Origin of the sequence: Methylibium sp. Pch-M, assembly GCF_004136295.1 — a bacterium.
Taxonomy (GTDB): Bacteria; Pseudomonadota; Gammaproteobacteria; order Burkholderiales; family Burkholderiaceae_C; genus Methylibium; species Methylibium petroleiphilum.
Map to the genome: position 1 here is coordinate 1056632 of NZ_CP029606.1, position 16090 is coordinate 1072721.

16 protein-coding genes are annotated in these 16090 nt (G+C 69.9%); 6 read left to right on the forward strand and 10 right to left on the reverse strand.

Translation table 11 applies throughout. The features are described 5' to 3' along the window. Positions 1 to 19: 19 nt before the first annotated feature. The 10 genes from flgK to flgB all read right to left on the reverse strand — a co-directional run bounded on the left by flgK (position 20) and on the right by flgB (position 9288). Complete coding sequence (gene flgK, locus C1M51_RS04975; RefSeq protein WP_129448506.1) at positions 20 to 1981, reverse strand: flagellar hook-associated protein FlgK; 1962 nt, start codon at positions 1979 to 1981, stop codon at positions 20 to 22. 10 nt (positions 1982 to 1991) lie between these two features. Beyond that, entirely contained in the window at positions 1992 to 2840 is an 849-nt protein-coding gene (gene flgJ / locus C1M51_RS04980; RefSeq protein ID WP_129448507.1) for a flagellar assembly peptidoglycan hydrolase FlgJ, read from the reverse strand. A gap of 1 nt (position 2841) precedes the next feature. Then, positions 2842 to 3996, reverse strand: a complete 1155-nt coding sequence (locus tag C1M51_RS04985) for a flagellar basal body P-ring protein FlgI (RefSeq protein WP_036230073.1) — start codon at positions 3994 to 3996, stop codon at positions 2842 to 2844. A gap of 42 nt (positions 3997 to 4038) precedes the next feature. Next, positions 4039 to 4713: a flagellar basal body L-ring protein FlgH gene (locus C1M51_RS04990; RefSeq protein ID WP_129448508.1), complete on the reverse strand. Its 675-nt coding sequence runs from the start codon at positions 4711 to 4713 to the stop codon at positions 4039 to 4041. 17 nt (positions 4714 to 4730) lie between these two features. Then, positions 4731 to 5513: a flagellar basal-body rod protein FlgG gene (flgG, locus tag C1M51_RS04995; RefSeq protein ID WP_011830644.1), complete on the reverse strand. Its 783-nt coding sequence runs from the start codon at positions 5511 to 5513 to the stop codon at positions 4731 to 4733. 99 nt (positions 5514 to 5612) lie between these two features. After that, positions 5613 to 6341, reverse strand: coding sequence for a flagellar basal-body rod protein FlgF (gene flgF, locus C1M51_RS05000; RefSeq protein ID WP_011830645.1), 729 nt, complete (start codon positions 6339 to 6341; stop codon positions 5613 to 5615). A 25-nt stretch (positions 6342 to 6366) separates the two neighbouring features. Further along, entirely contained in the window at positions 6367 to 7629 is a 1263-nt protein-coding gene (flgE, locus tag C1M51_RS05005; protein WP_129448509.1) for a flagellar hook protein FlgE, read from the reverse strand. A 37-nt stretch (positions 7630 to 7666) separates the two neighbouring features. After that, positions 7667 to 8320 (reverse strand): flagellar hook assembly protein FlgD, encoded by a 654-nt coding sequence (locus tag C1M51_RS05010; protein ID WP_129448510.1) that lies wholly within the window; start codon positions 8318 to 8320, stop codon positions 7667 to 7669. Between the two features lie 26 nt (positions 8321 to 8346). Beyond that, a complete protein-coding gene (gene flgC, locus C1M51_RS05015) occupies positions 8347 to 8763 on the reverse strand; it encodes a flagellar basal body rod protein FlgC (protein ID WP_011830648.1) in 417 nt (138 codons plus the stop codon). Between the two features lie 120 nt (positions 8764 to 8883). Next, entirely contained in the window at positions 8884 to 9288 is a 405-nt protein-coding gene (gene flgB, locus C1M51_RS05020; RefSeq protein WP_129452096.1) for a flagellar basal body rod protein FlgB, read from the reverse strand. 147 nt (positions 9289 to 9435) lie between these two features. Between flgB and flgA the strand changes: the two genes are divergently transcribed. From flgA to flhF, 6 genes are all read left to right on the forward strand, one after another. Next, the gene (gene flgA / locus C1M51_RS05025; RefSeq protein WP_129448511.1) at positions 9436 to 10155 is read left to right on the forward strand and encodes a flagellar basal body P-ring formation chaperone FlgA; all 720 of its coding nucleotides are present in this window, start codon (positions 9436 to 9438) and stop codon (positions 10153 to 10155) included. 138 nt (positions 10156 to 10293) lie between these two features. Beyond that, positions 10294 to 10602, forward strand: a complete 309-nt coding sequence (gene flgM, locus C1M51_RS05030) for a flagellar biosynthesis anti-sigma factor FlgM (RefSeq protein ID WP_011830651.1) — start codon at positions 10294 to 10296, stop codon at positions 10600 to 10602. A 40-nt stretch (positions 10603 to 10642) separates the two neighbouring features. Continuing rightward, positions 10643 to 11035 carry a hypothetical protein gene (locus tag C1M51_RS05035; RefSeq protein WP_129448512.1) on the forward strand — a complete coding sequence of 131 codons (393 nt, stop codon included), beginning with the start codon at positions 10643 to 10645 and terminating at the stop codon, positions 11033 to 11035. A 169-nt stretch (positions 11036 to 11204) separates the two neighbouring features. Continuing rightward, entirely contained in the window at positions 11205 to 12374 is a 1170-nt protein-coding gene (flhB, locus tag C1M51_RS05040; protein WP_129448513.1) for a flagellar biosynthesis protein FlhB, read from the forward strand. Next, positions 12371 to 14473 carry a flagellar biosynthesis protein FlhA gene (flhA, locus tag C1M51_RS05045; RefSeq protein WP_129448514.1) on the forward strand — a complete coding sequence of 701 codons (2103 nt, stop codon included), beginning with the start codon at positions 12371 to 12373 and terminating at the stop codon, positions 14471 to 14473. Before flhB ends, flhA begins: the two co-directional genes overlap by 4 nt. Positions 14474 to 14510: 37 nt before the next feature. After that, entirely contained in the window at positions 14511 to 16076 is a 1566-nt protein-coding gene (gene flhF / locus C1M51_RS05050; protein WP_129448515.1) for a flagellar biosynthesis protein FlhF, read from the forward strand. Positions 16077 to 16090 lie beyond the last annotated feature (14 nt).

Below are 16090 nucleotides of genomic sequence, written 5' to 3' on the forward strand. Positions count from 1 at the left end.
TCCTCGTCGTATCGATCGGTCAGCGAGCGGCGGCGCTGAGCAGGGTTTCGAACACGCTCTGCGCCACCTGCAGGACCTTGGCAGCGGCCTGGTAGGCCTGCTGGAACTGGATCAGGCGCGCGGCTTCCTCGTCGAGGTTCACGCCGGACACGCCGGCGCGCGCCGCCTCGGCATTGGTCGCCACGGCGGTGGAGATGTTGCTCGACGAGCGGGCGCTCTGCACCCGCACGCCGATGTCGGCCATCGCGCTGGCGTAGGCGCTGGTGATGCTCTCGCCCGCCGACACCACGCCGCCGGCCAGCAGCTGCTCGCCCACGATGCCGGCATCGCGCAGGGCCAGCAGCGACAGCGCATTGCCGTTGTTCGCGGCCGGGAAGGTGGTGGGCGCGACCTGCACCGCGTCGCCGCTGCGCGGCACGCCAGCCAGCGTGAGCTCGAAGCCGTTCAGCGCGATGGTCGATCCCGCGGTCCAGGTGCCGGTGCCGCTGCTGACCACCGCATTGCTGGCGTCGCGCAGCTCCCAGTTGTAGTTGCCGCTGTCGTCGGTGAAGCTGATGTTCGCGGTCTGGGTCGGGTCCAGCGCCGTGCTGGTGACGGTGAGCGAGCCCACCGTGGCCGTGCCGGTGTTGCCGGAGGCCACCGTCGCCACCACCGGCGACGACGCGGCGATGCCGTTGGGGTTGTTGAGCACCCGCGCCATGCCCTGCGCGGCCTGGCTCACCGGCTGCAGCAGGAAGCGGTCGGTCGCGCCCGGCGCCGGCGTGCCGATGTCGAGGGTGAAGCCGTCGATGGTGTCGCCGTCGGCGACCGTGCGCGTCACGCCGTCGCTGAGCCGGGTCAGGAAGTACTGCCCCGGCGTGCTGGCGTCGGTGCGGAGTTCGTAGTCGCTGGCCTGCAGCTGCTTCGGATCGGCCACGGTGAGCGAGACCGAGGACAGGAAGTTGCCGCCGGCGTCGCGCGCATTGGTCGACGCCGGCAAGGCCGCGGGCGCCCCGAGCGCGAACAGCGGCGCACCGCTGCCCGCCGGCTGCCCCAGGTCCAGGCCGAGCGACTGCTGGCGGTTCACCGCGCCGGCGATCGCACTGGCCAGCTGCCCGATCATCGCCCGCGCGTCGGCCAGGTCCTCGTTCTGGAAGGCCAGCAGGCCGGGCAGCTTGCCCGCCACCAGCGCGTCCTCGGGCAGCATGCGGTCGCCGCCGGCCTCGCTGATCGCCAGGCGCACCTTGGCGGCGTCGTAGGTGTCCGGCACGACCTTGAGCTGCTGGGCAGTGCTGCCGAGCACCAGCCGCTGGCCGCCGCCGATGAAGACCCCCAGCGAGCCGTCGTCGGCCTCGATGGTGGTGACCTGCACGTAGCTGCCGATCTCGCTGATCAGCTGGTCGCGCTGGTCGAGCAGGTCGTTCGGCGCATGGCCGCTGCCCTGCGCCGCGGCGATCTGGCGGTTGATGTCGGCCACGCGCTTGGCCAGCGTATTGACCACGGTGACCGAGTTCTTCACGTCCTCGGTCACGCCGCTCTGCAGCGCGTCGAGCTGGCTGTCGGCGGCGCGGAAACGCGAGGCCAGTTCCTCGGCGCGCGCCAGCACCACCTGGCGCGCCGAGGCGTCCTGCGGGCGGTTGGCCACGTCGACGAAGGCATTCAGCAGGTCGCCCGCGGCATAGCCGAGGCCGGACTCGCCGGTCGGGAACACCTTCTCCAGGCGCTCGAGCTGTTCGAGCCGCGCCGCGTCGCGCGCCGCCTGCGACTTCGACATCGCGGCGTCGCGCGTCAGGAAGGCGTCGCTCGCCCGCGTCACGGTCTGCACGTTCACGCCCTGGCCGAAGAAGCCGGCGCCGGTCGACTGACCGCCGGCCGTGCCGAGCTCGACCTGCTGGCGCGAGTAGCCGGGCGTGTTGGCGTTGGCGATGTTGTTGCCGATCGTCTGCAGCGTCGCGTAGTTCGCGAACATCGCGCGCGTGCCGAGGGACATCAGGCCGGCCATGGGCTACTCCTCACGCGGTCAGGGTGCGCTGCAGGCGCAGCGTGGTGTTGATGACGCGACCGAGCTTCGCGGCGTAGGCCGGATCGGTGGCATAGCCGGCGCGCTGCAGGTTCACCGCGAAGCCTTGCGCGGTGCCCCCCTGCTCCACCACCTTGGCGTAGCGGGGGCTGTTCTTGATGAGGCTGGCGTAGTCGCGGAAGGCGTCTTCCGGCGTCGCGTAGGCGCGGAACTTCGCCTTCACCTTCTGCGGCTGGCCGTTCACGTACTCGGTCGTGGTGACCACGGTGACGGCGCCCTTCCAGCTGGCGCCGGCCTTGATGCCGAACACGTTGTGGCTGCTGCTGCCGTCGGCGTTCCTGATCTCGCGCTGGCCCCAGCCCGATTCGTGCGCGGCCTGGCTCAGGATGAAGGCGGCGGGGATGCCGGTCTCGGCCTCGGCCTGCTCGGCAGCGCTGTTGTGGCGCGCCACGAAGTCCTGTGCCCGCGACGCGCCGGGCAGGCGGTTCCACACCTGCGCCCCCTCGGCAGCGCCGGCCCGCGCCGTGGGCGCGGTGACGGCGGCGACCTTGCCGTTGAGCTGCTGCTCGAGCTGCCGCGCGATCTGGGCGCTCAGCCCCCCGGGCAGGCCGGTGAGCTTCTGCGCGAACTGGGTGTCGAGCAGCTCGGTGCCCATCTGGGTGCCCGAGTTGTCGAGCATGCCGCTGGACATCGTGGCCTGGCGCATGCTCTTCATCAGCTGCTGCATGAACAGCGCCTCGAACTGCTTGGCCGTCTCCTTGATCGCCGCACGCGGGTCGGCGCTCGCGTTCGCCTGCAACGAGCGCAGCGCGTTGGCGTCGAGGCCGACGGTCGACTTCACGTCAGATCACCTCGAGCTCGGCGTTCAGCGCGCCCGCCGCCTTGATGGCCTGCAGGATCGCCAGCAGTTCCTGCGGCGTCGCGCCGAGCGAGTTCAGCGCCTTCACGACGTCGGTGAGCTGCGTGCCGGCCGGCAACTGGATCAGCGAGCCGGCGTCCTGCTTGATGGCGATGTCGGCGCGCTCGGCCACCACCGTCTGGCCGCTCGACAGCGGACCCGGCTGGCTGATGACCGGCTGCGAGCTGATCGTGACCGACAGGTTGCCGTGCGCCACCGCGCAGGGGTTGAGCGTGACGGACTGGTTCACCACCACCGAGCCGGTGCGGGCGTTGACGACCACGCGCGCAGCCGGCGCGGCCAGGTCGATCGGCAGGTTCTCGATGTCGGCCAGGAAGGCCACGCGCGCATTCGCGTCGGCCGGCATCAGCACGCGCACCGTGCGGCCGTCCAGCGCCTGGGCGGTGTTCGCGCCCATCTTGCCGTTGATCACGCGCGCCACTTCGCGCGCGGTCGAGTAGTCGGCGGCATTGAGGTCGAGCTGGATCGCATCGCCCTGGGCCAGCGGCGTGGGCACGCCGCGCTCCACGGTGGCGCCGCCGGGCACCCGGCCCGCGTTGAGCGTGTTGACCTGGACCTTGGAGCCGCCGGCCGAGGCGCCGGCGCCGCCGATGATCAGGTTGCCCTGCGCCAGCGCGTAGATCTGGCCGTCGGCGCCACGCAGCGGCGTGACGACGAGCGTGCCGCCGCGCAGGCTCTTGGCATTGCCCATCGACGAGACGTTGATGTCGATCTGCTGGCCCGGCTGCGCGAACGGCGGCAGCGAGGCGGTGACCATCACCGCAGCGACATTGCGCAGCTGCACGCTGGTGCCGGGCGGCACCGTGACGCCCAGCTGCTGCAGCATCGCGTTGAGGCTCTGCGTCGTGAACGGGGTCTGGGTGGTCTGGTCGCCGGTGCCGTCGAGGCCGACGACGAGGCCGTAGCCGATCAACTGGTTGGAGCGCACGCCTTGCACGGCGGCCACTTCCTTCAGGCGCGCGGCCTGGGCATCGACCGGCCACCAGACCGCCGCACTGGCGATGAACAGGCTGAACGCGATCAGCAGGCGCAGCAGCAGGTCGGCGCGCTGTTCAGCAGGGAAGAAGGGGCGGTGCATGGTGGTGGCTTTCCCAGGGGGATGCCACCATTCTGGAAAACTTTAGAGCGGCAGAACGTTCAAAAAGAAGCGTCCCAACCAGCCTATTCCCTGCGCTTCGGCCTGCGCGCCGCGGCCGCGCTGCTCGATGCGCACGTTGGCGATCTGCGCCGATGCGACCGAGTTGCCGGGCTGGATCGCCCGCGGGTCGACCTGGCCGGAGAAGCGCAGCACGTCGACGTGCTGGTTCACGCCGATCTGCTTCTCGCCGCTGATGACGAGGTGGCCGTTGGGCAACACGTTGATCACGGTCGCGGTGATGGTGCCGCTGAAGGTGTTGGCGCTGGCCGTCGTGCCCTTGCCCTCGAAGGCCTGCTCGTTGCTGCCGGTGGCCGAGGCGCGCTTGAAGGAGTTGGGCGCAAAGAACGGCAGCGCCGAGATGCTGCCGTTGACCGAGCCGTTCTTGTCGATGCTGCTGGTGGACTGCTGGCTGGCCGCCACCTTCTCGACGATCTGCACCGTGATCGTGTCGCCGACCAGGCGCGCGCGGTGGTCCTCGAACAGCGGCCGGTAGCTGGCGCCCTGGAAGATCGCGCCGTTGTTGACCGGCGGCGCCACCACCGCCTGCGGCAGCACCGGCGAGGTGTCGGCGATGTCGACCTTGGGCGCCATCGCCTGGCAGCCGAACAGCAGGACGAGCGGCGCCAGCGCAGCGACTCGGCGGAGGGCGAAGGACATGGCGGCGGCTTTCAGGCTCACAGCTGGGCCAGCTTCTGCAGCATCTGGTCCGAGGTCTGGATGGCCTTGGAGTTGAGCTCGTAGGCGCGCTGGGTCTGGATCATCGCGACCAGTTCCTCGACCACGTTGACGTTGCTGCCCTCGACGAAGCCCTGGGCGATCGCGCCCAGGCCGTTGCTGTCCGGCGCGCCGGCATTCGGCGTGCCCGAGGCCGCGGTCTCGGTGTAGAGGTTCTCGCCGCGCGGCTCCAGGCCTGCCGGGTTCACGAAGCTGGCGAGCTGGATCTGGCCGACCGTCTGCGCGGCCGCCTGGCCGGGCAGCGTGACGCTCACGTTGCCGTCGGCGCCGATGGTCACGTTCTGTGCGTTGGCCGGGATGGTGATGCCGGGCTGCACGACGTAGCCGTTGTTCGTGACCAGCTGGCCCTGCGCGCTGACCTGGAAGGCCCCGTCGCGGGTGTAGCCGGTGGTGCCGTCGGGCAGCTGGATCTGGAAGAAGCCCTGGCCCTTGACCGCGAGGTCGAGCGGGTTCGTGCTCTGCTGCAGCGAGCCCTGGCTGAACTGGCGCGAGGTGGCGACGGCGCGCGTGCCCAGGCCGAGCTGCAGGCCGGTGGGCAGCTGCGTCTGCTCGGAGCTGTTCGCGCCCGGCTGGCGGATGGTCTGGTACATCAGGTCCTCGAACACCGCGTGCGAACGCTTGTAGCCGTTCGTCGCGCTGTTGGCGAGGTTGTGCGAGATGTGGTCCAGCTGGGTCTGCTGGGCCTCCATCCCGGTCTTGGAAATCCAAAGGGAACGCATCATGGCGGGGGGCTCCTCATCGGCCGATCATGACGGGGATGAAGGCGCGCGAGCGCGGGATAAGCGCCCGGTTCGGGCCCCAGTTCCGCGAGGGCCTGGACATCAGCCGTTCATCGACAGCAGCTGGCTGGCGGCCTTCTCGTCGCCCTCGGCCGTCTGCAGCATCTTCATCTGGCTCTCGAACTGGCGCGCCGCGGCGATCATGGCCACCATGTTCTCGATCGGGTTCACGTTGCTGCCCTCGAGCGTGCCTTCGGCCACCCGCGCATTCGGGTCGACCGGCAGGTCGCCGTCGGCGGCACGGAACAGGCCGTCGTCGCCGCGCTGGAGCGCGGCCTCGGGCGTCACGAGCTTGAGGCGGCCGACCGAGGTGACGCCGCCGTTGGCCTGCTTGACGCTGACCGTGCCGTCGGCGGCGATCTGCGGCGACGAGTTCGCCGGCAGCGCAATCGGGCCGCCATCGCCCAGCACCGTGAGGCCGCCGGAGGTCTTCAGCGTGCCTTCGGCGTCGACCTGCAGCGAGCCCATGCGGGTGTAGGCCTCGGTGCCGTCGAGCCCCTGCACGGCCAGCCAGGCGTTGCCCTGCATCGCCACGTCGAGCGCGCGGCCGGTGGCGGCCATCGGCCCCGGGGTGGGGTCGTAGCCGGTGGTGGTCTCGAGCGAGTAGACGCGCGTGCTGGCGCCGTCGCCGCGCACCGGCACGGCGCGGAAGGCCTGCAGCTCGGCGCGGAAGCCGGTGGTCGAGGCGTTCGCGAGGTTGTTCGCGAGCGTCTCCTGCCGCTGCATCGTCGCCTTCGCGCCCGACATCGACAAGTAGATCATCCGGTCCATCGCGACTCCTCAGTGCCCGCTGCAATCAGCGCAGGTTGACCAACGTCTGCATCATCGAGTCCTGCGTCTTCACGGTCTGCGCGTTGGCCTGGTAGACGCGTTGCGCGGTGATCATGTTGACCAGCTCGCCGGTCAGGTCGATGTTGCTTTCCTCCAGCGCGCCGGACTGCAGCACGCCGAAGTTGCCATCGCCGGCCGCGCCGACCACCGGATCGCCGGAGGTGAAGGTGGTGGCCCAGACGTTGTTGCCCAGCGGCTGCAGGCCCTGCGGGTTGCGGAAGTTCGCGAGCTCGAGCTGGCCGCCCGGCTTGGACTGGCCGTTGCTGTAGCGCGCCATGATCACGCCGTTGGCCTCGATCGAGATGCCCGACAGCTGGCCGGGCGCGTAGCCGGTCTGCGACATGTCGGTCACGCCGAAACCCGAGCCGTACTGCGTCGCGCTCGTCACGTCGAGTTCGATGCCGGTGATCGGCAGCGTGGTGCCGCCGGCGGCGTTGGTGGTCGCGGGGATGTCGATCGGCACCGCACCGACCGGCGCGGTCGGCGCCGAGCCGTTGGCCGGAAAGGTCATCGTGGTGCTGGGCAGCGCGGCGCCGGTACCGTCGACGCTGATCGGCGTGCCGTTCGCGGTCACGTACACGTCCCACTGGTCGGCGCCGGACTTCTGGAAGTAGTAGGTCAGCGCCACGTCCTGGCCCTTGGCGTCGTAGACCGTCACGGAGGTGGCGTTGTTGTAAGTGGCCGGATCGTCGAAGTCGATGCTGCCGGCGGCCGGCGTGGTGACGGCCTGGCGCGCGTCGAGATTCATCTCGATCGCGATGCGGTCGGTCGCGCGCGGCGCGATGCCGGCGGTCGGCAGCTGGATCGCCTGGGCCTGGCCCGGCACGATCACGCCCTGACCGTCGGCCGGGTAGCCCAGCAGCTTGTAGCCCGAGTTGTTGACGATGAAGCCGTCGCGATCGATCTTGAACTGGCCGTTGCGGGCGTACATGGTCGGGTTCTTGCCGTCGCTCACCTGGAAGAAGCCCGAGCCGTTGATCGCCAGGTCCATCGGGTTGTCGGTGGTGGTGATGTTGCCCTGCGTGAACTGCTGGGCCACGGTGGCCAGGTTGACGCCGATGCCGACCATGTTGGTGCCCGAGCCGTTCAGCGCGTTGGCGTACACGTCGCCGAACTCGGCGCGCGAGCTCTTGGCCCCGAAGGTGGACGCATTGGCGACGTTGTTGCCGATGATCTCGAGGTTCTTGCTGGCGGCGTTCAGACCGGACAGACCTTGCTGGAAGCTCATGGGGATTTCCTCTTCGGTAGGGGACGGCAGGCGCGGCTCAGGAGATGGCCTTGACCTGGGTGTAGGGGATCGAGCCGCCGAACAGCAGCTCCAGGTTCAGGGTGTCGCCGCTGGTGGAGACGGCCTTCACGAGATCGGTGGTGAGCGGCGTGGCCGTCAGCGTCGTGCTGCCGGCCTTCGCCGTGACGCGGAAGGTCATGCCGTCGGTGCTGGTGCCGGTGGGCGCGGTCCATTCGAAGCCGCTGCGGCCGGCCGAGGCGGCCCCCATGTTGATGGTGTCGACCACCCGTCCGCTCGGCGACAGGATCTCGACCTTCACGCTGTCGGCCGCGTTGGCGAGCTCGAAGCCACCGGCCGTCGTGCCGTCCTCGCCGAAGTGCAGCTTGCTGCCCTCCATCAGCACGGTGTGGCCCACCAGCCCGGCGCCCTGCAGCACCTGCGAGGACAGCATCTGGCTCGACAGCGACTTCACGGTCTGGTTGAGCGTGCTGATGCCGGTCACCGTGTTGATCTGCGCGATCTGGCTGGTGACCTGCGCGTTGTCCATCGGGTTCATCGGATCCTGGTTCTTCATCTGCGTGACCAGCAGCTTGAGGAAGCGTTCGGAGCCGTCGTCCGTCTTGGTGGTGGTGCTGCCGTTCAGCGCTTCGTACACGCTGGACGAGCTGTTGGTGACGGGGGCGGTGGCCATGGAGGATCCTGTTCAGGAAGGAGTCGTTACTGACCCATCTGCAGCGTCTTCAGCAGCAGGGTCTTGGCGGTGTTCATCACTTCGATGTTGTTCTGGTACGAACGCGAGGCCGAGATCATGTTGACCATCTCCTCCACCGCATTGACGTTGCTGTAGGTCACGTAGCCGTCGGCATCGGCCTGCGGATGCTTGGGGTCGAGCACCTTGCGGCCGGGCGCGTTGTCCTCGGTGACCTGCGAGACCTGCACGCCGGCGGCAGTGCCGGCTTCACCGGGCTGCTGGAAGGGCAGCGTCTGGAACACCACCTGGCGCGCCTTGTAGGCCTTGCCGTCGGGGCCGGCCACGGTGTCGGCGTTGGCCAGGTTGGAGGCGACGACGTTGAGCCGCTGGCTCTGCGCGCTCACCGCGCTGCCGCTCACGTTGAAGATGTTCAGCATGCTCATGACGACCCCTCGTCCGACGAGTACATCGGCCGATCCCCCGAGGGGATACGGGCCGGCTTGGGGCGGCCCGGCGCTCGGCCCGCGTCTTGACTACTGACGGGATGTCTCATGATCGTTCCCTTACTGGCCGGTAATCGCGCTGAGCATGGTGCGCACGCTGCCGTTGATGAAGCGCAGCGTGGCCTCGTAGTGCACGGCGTTGTCGGCGAAGGCGGCGCGCTCGCGGTCCATGTCGACCGTGTTGCTGTCCAGATTGGTCTGGCTCGGCGTGGCGTACTTCAGCCCGGCGTCGCTGCGGGCACCGGCGGTCGGGCTCAAGTGCCCGGCCTGCGTGGCCGATAGCGCATGGCCGGGCGTCGCGGCGCCGGTGGCCTCGCGCAGCGCGGCACCGAAGTCCATGTCGCGGGCCTGGTAGCCCGGGGTGTCGGCATTGGCGATGTTGCTCGCGATCAGGCGCTGGCGCTCCGACCGCAGCAGCAGCGCCTGGGTCTGGAAGTTCAGCGAGTTCGTGAGTCGGTCCATCATGATGAGGTGCCCGGACGGAGGGCCACGCAGCGTGGCGATGGGGGGCATTCTTGGTCGTGACCGTCTGAAACATTAGCGGGAATAGGACCCTCTTCCCCGCTCAATTCCCGGCCCGCCGACACAGGCCGCCCTCTAAAGTCCTGCTCGATGAAGCCGAACGCCGTTCCCGCCGCCCTCGCCCTGTGCCTGCTCCTGCTGGCCGTTGCGACCGCGTCGCTGCCCGCCCGGGCGCAGGACGCCGGGGCCACCGCGGTGCTGGCCGAACAGGTGCGCAGCCTGGCCCTGAAGAGCTCGCAGCCGGCCGCCGGCCTGCGGGTCGAGGTCGAGGCCGGCGCGCTGGACCCCCGCCTCAAGCTGGCGCCCTGCCAGCAGATCGAACCCTATCTGCCGACCGGCTTCAAGCCCTGGGGCCGCACGCGCGTCGGCCTGCGCTGCCTGCAGGGCGAGAAGAAGTGGAACGTCTACCTGCCGATCACCGTCAAGGTGTACGGCCGGGCGCTGGTCGCCGCCAGCGCGCTGCCGGCCGGTACCGTGCTCACCGCCGCCGACCTGCGCGAGGCCGAGATCGACCTCGCGGCCGACCCGGCCGCCGCCCTCACCGATCCGCAGGAGGCCATCGGCCGTTCGCTGCTGCGCATGGTCAGCGCCGGCGAGGACCTGCGCCAGAACCTGTTGCGCGCCCGCCAGTGGTTCGCCGCGGGCGAGACCGTGCAACTGGTCGCCGTCGGCCCCGGCTTTTCCGTCCAGAGCGAAGGCCAGGCGATCACGCCGGGCCTCGACGGCAGCCCGGTGCGCGTGCGCACCGAGAGCGGCCGCATCGTCACCGGCCTGCCGGTGGGCGAGCGGCGCGTCGAGCTGCGGCTGTGATCCGCGCCTGAACCCGGAGCTTGCCGTGCCATCGCGTCGCTGTTACAAAAGAATCTCTCAAGTTCGACGAGCCCTCGTCGATACCGCTGGGATGTTGAACCGTCCGGGGACTCTGCCCCTGGATTGCAGGAGTCCGTCATGAAGATCGGTCAAACCTCCACGCCCGCCGCCGACGCTGCGATCCTGGCTCGCTCCAATGCCGAAGCCGGTGCCGCAGCGGCCAAGGCCCGCGTCGCCCAGGCCGCCGACGCCGGCACCAGCACGGTGGAGCTCTCCAGCACGGCGACGGCCCTGCTGGCCGGCGCCAGCAGCCCGGAGTTCGACGCCGCCAAGGTGGAACGCATGAAGCAGGCGATCGCCGACGGTTCGTTCAAGGTGAACGCCGACGTCATCGCCGACAAGCTGATCGCCAACGCGCAGGAAATGCTCGACGCCGTGAAGCGCTGAGCCCGGCCTGCCGCCTCCCACTGCCCGTCCCGACCTTCTCATGCAGACCGATCCGAGCTCCACCCAGCTGCGCGCGTCTGCGCCCCAGATCCTCGAGGCCGCAATCGCCGACGTCGAGCAGCGCCTGGCCGCCCTGGCGCAGACGCTGCTCGAGCGCGACAGCCGCGGTGTCGACACGGCCGCCGTCGAGCTGCAACGCGCCCTGGCGACCGCCCTCGACTGCTTCAGCCGCCACCGCGGCCCGGTGCCGACGGCCCTGCGCCAGCGCCTGGCCCAGGCCAGCGGCCAGGTTGCCTCGCAACGCGACACGCTGGCGCGCGCCACCGCGGCCCTCGACCGCGCGATCGAGGTGCTGATCCCTCGCGAAGCAGCCGTCTACAACGCACGCGGCGCGGCCGCGCTGGCCGTGCACAGCGGGGTGGTGAAGGCCTGAGGCCCGGCGAACCCCCGGCTCCTTCCTCGCGGCGCTCTCAGGAGCGCCGTTCGCATTCCGGGCGGCACCCGGCCCGCGACCGGAAAAGCACGGTCCCTGCCCTGCTTATCTCGCTCAAGTTTTCGCGGCCTCCCGGAAGAATCCTCCTCCAGGACTCTTCCGAGGAACCATGGCCGATCAAGGCGCCCAAGACCGCAACCTGCCCGCGTCAGAACGCAAGCTGAAGAAGGCGCGCGAAGACGGGCAGGTGCCGCGTTCGCGCGACCTCGGTCACTTCGCGGCCGTGGCGGCCGGCATCGCCCTGCTGGCGGCGATGGCGCCCGCCGCGACCGGCTGGATGACGCGGCTGCTGCAGAGCGGCCTGCGCTTCGATGCCCACACCCTGGGCGGCACCGCCAGCATGGCCGAGCGCCTGGGTGAACTGGGCGTGCAGTTCGCCTGGGCGATGCTGCCGATCGGGGTGGTGATGGTGCTGGCGGCGCTCGCCAGCAGCCTTGCGGTCGGCGGGTGGAACTTCACGCTCAAGGCGATCGAGCCCAAGTTCAGCAAGCTCAATCCCCTGACCGGCCTGCCCCGCATGCTGTCGGCCGACCGCCTGGTGGACACCGTGCGCAGCTGCGTGCTGGCGCTGGTGATCGGGCTGGTCGGTGCCTTCTACCTGTCGCAGAACGTCTTCCAGTTCACCAGCACGCTGACGCTGCCGCTGCCCACCGCGCTGGCCCAGGCCGGCAACGACGTGCTCTACGGCCTGATGTTCCTGCTGCTCGCGCTGGCGGTGTTCGCCCTGATCGACGTGCCGCTGCAGCGCTTCCAGCACGCCAAGCGGCTGAAGATGAGCCACCAGGAAATGAAGCAGGAGCACAAGGAGAACGAGGGCAACGTCGAGGTCAAGGCCAAGGTCAAGGCACGCATGCGCGAGATGGCCAACCGCCGCATGCTCGCCGCCGTGCCCAAGGCCGACCTGGTGGTGATGAACCCGACCCACTATGCGGTCGCGCTGAAGTACGAGGAAGGCCGTGGCGGTGCCCCGCGCGTGGTCGCCAAGGGCGCCGACCTGATGGCGATGCGCATCCGCGACCTCGCCAAGGATTCCCAGGTGCCGGTGCTGCAGGCCCCGGTGCTGGCGCGTGCCCTGTACGCGCACGCCGAGCTCGACCGCGAGATCCCGATCGCGCTCTACACCGCGGTGGCCCAGGTGCTGGCCTACGTGTACCAGCTGCGCGCCGCGCTGGCCGGCAAGGCACCGCTGCCGGGCGAACTGCCCGAGCTGCCGGTGCCCGCCGAACTCGACCCGCACAACAAACCGTCTTCCGCAGAAAGCGCTGAGGTCCCGGCATGAACCCGATGCTCGCTCAAGTCCAGGCCTGGCTGGGCCCGAACGCCCGCGTGATCCGCAGCCTCGCGGTGCCGCTGCTGGTGCTGATGGTGCTGGCGATGATGGTGCTGCCGCTGCCGCCGCTGGCGCTGGACCTGCTGTTCACCTTCAACATCGCGATCGCGCTGATGGTGATGATGGTGTCGGCCTACATGGTCAAGCCGCTGGACTTCTCGGCCTTCCCGGCGGTGATCCTGCTGACCACCTTGCTGCGGCTGTCGCTGAACGTGGCCTCGTCGCGCGTGGTGCTGATGGAAGGCCACACCGGCCCGGGCGCCGCCGGCGCGGTGATCGAGAGCTTCGGCCACTTCCTGATCGGCGGCAACTTCGCGGTCGGCATCATCGTGTTCGCGATCCTGGTGGTCATCAACTTCATCGTGGTGACCAAGGGTGCCGAGCGCATTGCCGAGGTCGGCGCGCGCTTCACCCTGGACGCGATGCCCGGCAAGCAGATGGCGATCGACGCCGACCTGAACGCCGGCCTGATCGACGAGAAGGAAGCCAAGCGCCGCCGCGCCGAGGTGGGCAACGAGGCGGAGTTCTTCGGCTCCATGGACGGTGCCAGCAAGTTCGTGCGCGGCGACGCGATCGCCGGCATGCTGATCCTGTTCATCAACATCGTGGGCGGCTTCATCATCGGCGTGGTCCAGCACGACCTCAGCGCCGGCAAGGCCGCCGACAGCTACATCCTGCTGGCCATCGGCGACGCGCTGGTCGCGCAGATCCCGGCGCTGCTGATCTCGGTGGCGGCCGCCATGGTGGTGTCACGCGTCGGCAAGGAGCAGGACGTCGGCGAACAGATCATGGGCCAGATGTTCAAGACGCCCAAGTCGGTGGGCATCGTGGCCGGCGTGATCGGGCTGCTGGGCGTGATCCCGGGCATGCCGCACTTCGTGTTCCTGCTGATCGCGAGCGCGCTCGGCTACGTCGCGTGGCTGATGCACCAGCGCGAGCAGCGCGCCAAGCGGGCGCCTCCCAGGCCGGCCGCCGCGGCCGGCCCGGCCCCCGACGCCGAGGCCAGCTGGGACGACCTGCAGCCGGTCGACACGCTGGGCCTGGAGGTGGGCTACCGCCTCATCGCACTGGTCGACAAGGAACGCCAGGGCGACCTGATGACGCGCATCAAGGGCGTGCGCCGCAAGTTCGCGCAGGACGTGGGCTTCCTGCCGCCGTCGGTGCACATCCGCGACAACCTCGAGCTGCGCCCCAGCATGTACCGGCTCACGCTGCGCGGCGCCGTGATCGGCGAAGGCGAAGCCTTCCCCGGCATGCTGATGGCCATCAACCCGGGCCACGCCAGCACGCCGCTGATCGGCACCACCACCACCGACCCGGCCTTCGGCCTGCCCGCCACGTGGATCGAGGAGCGCCAGCGCGAAGCGGCGCAAATGGCCGGCTATACGGTCGTTGATTGCTCGACCGTGGTGGCGACCCACCTCTCACACTTGATGCAAGTGAATGCAGCGCGCCTGCTGGGCCGCGTGGAAACGCAGCAGCTGGTCGAGCATGTGACGAAGTTGGCACCCAAACTCATCGAAGACGTGGTCCCGAAGATGGTCCCCATCGCCGCCCTCCAGAAACTGCTCCAGCTGCTGCTGGAGGAAGGCGTGCACATCCGCGACATGCGCTCGGTGGTGGAAGCGCTGGCCGAGCACGTGGGCGCCAACCCCAACCTCGCCAACGACCCGCAGGAGCTGTCACGCCGCATCCGCGTGGCACTGGCGCCTGCGATCGTGCAGCAGATCTACGGCCCGGTGCGCGAGCTCGAGGTGATCGCCATCGAGCCCGACCTCGAGCGCCTGCTGTCTCAGGCCCTGACTTCGCAGAACGGCCCGGTGCTGGACCCCAGCATGGCCGACATCCTGACCCGTTCCGCCGCCGACTCCGCCAAGCGCCAGGAGGACCTGGGCCACCCGGCCTGCCTGCTGGTGCCCGATGCGATCCGCGTGCCCATCGCCCGTTTGCTCAAGCGCGCCGCGCCGCGGCTGCGCGTGCTCTCGCACAGCGAGATCCCCGACACCCATTCGATCCGCATCGGCTCGATCATCGGCGCCGCCGCTTGATCCGCCCCCCTGACAGACCCCGACCCAGAGGCTCCGCATGAACGTCCAACGCTTCACAGGCCGTACCTCGCGCGACGCGATGACCAAGATGCGCCAGACCCTCGGCGACGACGCCGTGGTGCTGTCGACCAAGCCCTGCCCCGAAGGCATCGAGATGCTGGCGATGGCACCGGGCGCGCTGGCCGCGGTCGAGCGTCAGGCCGCCGTGCAGCAGCAGGCCGCCGCGGTGCAGCCGGCGCCCGCCAAGCCCGCGAAGCCGGTCAAGACCGCCAAGGGGGGCCGCTCCACGACGGCCGACGATGTGCAGCAGGACGTGGAACAACTGTCGATGAGCACGCTGTCCTTCCAGGACTACGTGCGCGACCGCATGCTGAAGAAGCGCGAGGCCGCGCTGCGCGGCGAAGCGCTGCGCGAGGAACGCACCGAGCCGACCCTCAACGTCGCCCCGATGGCGCCGGCCCGTGCCGCCGCCCAGGCGACGCTGTACGCCCAGGATCTGGACGACGACGATGCGGTCGACGCGGCGGTCGACGCCGTGCAGCACCGCGTCGCCAGCCAGCAGGCCGCCGCCGTGCCGGTGCTGCGCGAGCAGGTGGTCTACGGTCGCCAGGCCCAGCCCGCCGCCGCCAGCCAGCCGGCGCTGCGCGAGGCCCAGGCCGACGCCGCGATGCTGAGCGAGCTGCGCTCGATGAAGGGCCTGATCGAGGAACGCTTCGGCGCGCTGGCCTTCATGGAGAAGCTGCAGCGCGAGCCCGGCCAGGCCAAGCTGACCCAGAAGCTGCTCGAGTGCGGCTTCTCGCCGGTGCTGATCCGCAAGCTGGTGGCCGGCATGACGGCCGACGTCGGCGACGAGCAGGCCTGGGCCGCCAGCGTGCTGGAGCGCAACCTGATGACCGGCGAGCGCGAGCTGCCGATCGAGGACCAGGGCGGCGTGTTCGCGATGATCGGCGCCACCGGCGTCGGCAAGACCACCTCGACCGCCAAGCTGGCCGCCGCCTTCGCCACCCGGCACGGCGCGTCCAACCTCGGCCTGATCACCCTCGACGCCTACCGTCTTGGCGCCCACGAACAGCTGCGCGCCTACGGCCGCATCCTCGGCGTGCCGGTCCACACCGCGCACGACCGCACCGCGCTGGAAGACCTGCTGGAGCTGCTGTCGGCCAAGAAGATGGTGCTGATCGACACCGCCGGCGTCGCCCAGCGCGACACCCGCACGCGCGAACTGCTCGACATGCTGGCGCACCCTTCGATCAACAAGCTGCTGGTGGTCAACACCGCCGTGCAGGGCGAGACCATCGACGACGTGATGACGTCCTACCGTGCCGCCGCCTGCAAGGGCATCGTGCTGTCGAAGCTGGACGAGGCCGTGAAGCTGGCGCCGGCGCTCGACGCCGTGATCCGCCACAAGCAGAAGATCGTCGCGGTGGCCAATGGCCAACGCGTGCCCGAGGACTGGCATCGCCTGTCGGGTCAGGCCCTGGTGCACCGCGCGCTGCGCGCCACCGGCAGCCCGGCCTACAACTTCGACGCCAGCGAGATGAACCTGGTGTTCGCCACGCCGCAGATGACGGAACGCCGCCCCGTGCCGGCCGGCCGCGCCTGAGCTCCCCGATCCCG